Annotated in this window: 2 protein-coding genes; both read left to right on the forward strand. The window is 74.1% G+C overall.

Annotated features, from left to right (window positions below; translation table 11 throughout):
* The coding region (locus AC529_RS17695; protein ID WP_198156475.1) for an NPCBM/NEW2 domain-containing protein at nucleotides 1–705 on the forward strand (705 nt) is incomplete at its 5' end.
* Nucleotides 706–840: 135 nt separating this feature from the next.
* A partial coding sequence (locus tag AC529_RS17700) for an MFS transporter (RefSeq protein WP_394326457.1) occupies nucleotides 841–1,170 on the forward strand: 330 nt, incomplete at its 3' end.

Raw genomic sequence — 1,170 nt, forward strand, 5'->3', positions numbered from 1 at the left:
GGGCCGCAGCAGCCGTGGGCGGCAGCCCCCGAACCGGAGCCCGCCAAGCCCGCCCGGCGCAGGTCGCGCACGCCGCTGCTGGTCGGCCTGGCCGCCCTCGTGGTGCTGGCGATGGCGGGCGGGTCGGTGGCCACCTACTACGCCATGAACTGGTGGAACCGGATCAACACGGCCGCGGTCACGCCGACCCCCCAGCCGTCCGCGGCCGAGGCCGCGCCGGAGCAGGCCGCGGACCGGGACGAGGCCCAGCCCACCGCCGCCGCCACGGGGGAGACCGGCCCGGGACGGCCGCAGCGCCCCGACAGCGGCGAACAGTACCTGGCCACCATGGACCACGTCGACGTCTACGACGTCGAGGCGGCCAACGTCAAGGTCAACACCGTCACCTACCCGCGGGCCCTGGTCAGCGAGCTGAACTGCTACATCTCGAAGTCGTACTGGATCGAGTACGACCTCAACCGCTCCTGGACCACCTTCGAGGCCGTCGTCGGCATGGAGGACAGCTCCAGCTCCGGCAGCACCGCCACCTTCAGCGTGATCGTGGACGGCGACGAGCTGGCCAACGAGACCGTCGGCCTGGGCACCGAGCAGCAGATCAGCGTCGACATCACCGGCGGCCTGCGGCTGCGCCTCGAGGTCGAGCCGGGCCCCGACGAGTGCCGCGAGGGCACCGCGGTCTGGGGCGACCCGAAGATCCGCAACTAGCGGCCCCGCCCCCGCGGGCGCGGGGGCGGGTAGGCTGGAGCCGTGGCACGACGACATTGACCTCCGTCCCCGGCCCGGCTGGCGCGCAGCCTCTACGCCTACGCGCTCCTGCAGGACCTCGTCCTGCTCTACCCGGTGTACGCGCTGCTGTTCGCCGACACCGGCCTGAGCGGTGCGCAGATCTCGTCGCTGTTCGCGCTCTGGTCGCTCACCGGGTTCGCCCTCGAGGTCCCCTCCGGCGTGCTCGCCGACCGCTTCTCCCGCCGCCTGCTGGTGGCCTGCGCGCCCCTGCTGGCCGGTGCGGCCTTCGCCCTGTGGACGCTCCTGCCCGCCTACCCGTCCTTCGCCGTCGGCTTCGTGCTGTGGGGCGCGGGCGGCGCACTCGCCTCCGGGGCGCTGGAGGCGCTGGTCTACGAGGCGCTGGCCGCGGCGGGCGCCGCGCACCGCTACCCGCGCCTCATCGGC

Source organism: Thermobifida cellulosilytica TB100 (assembly GCF_001517975.1).
GTDB lineage: Bacteria > Actinomycetota > Actinomycetes > Streptosporangiales > Streptosporangiaceae > Thermobifida > Thermobifida cellulosilytica.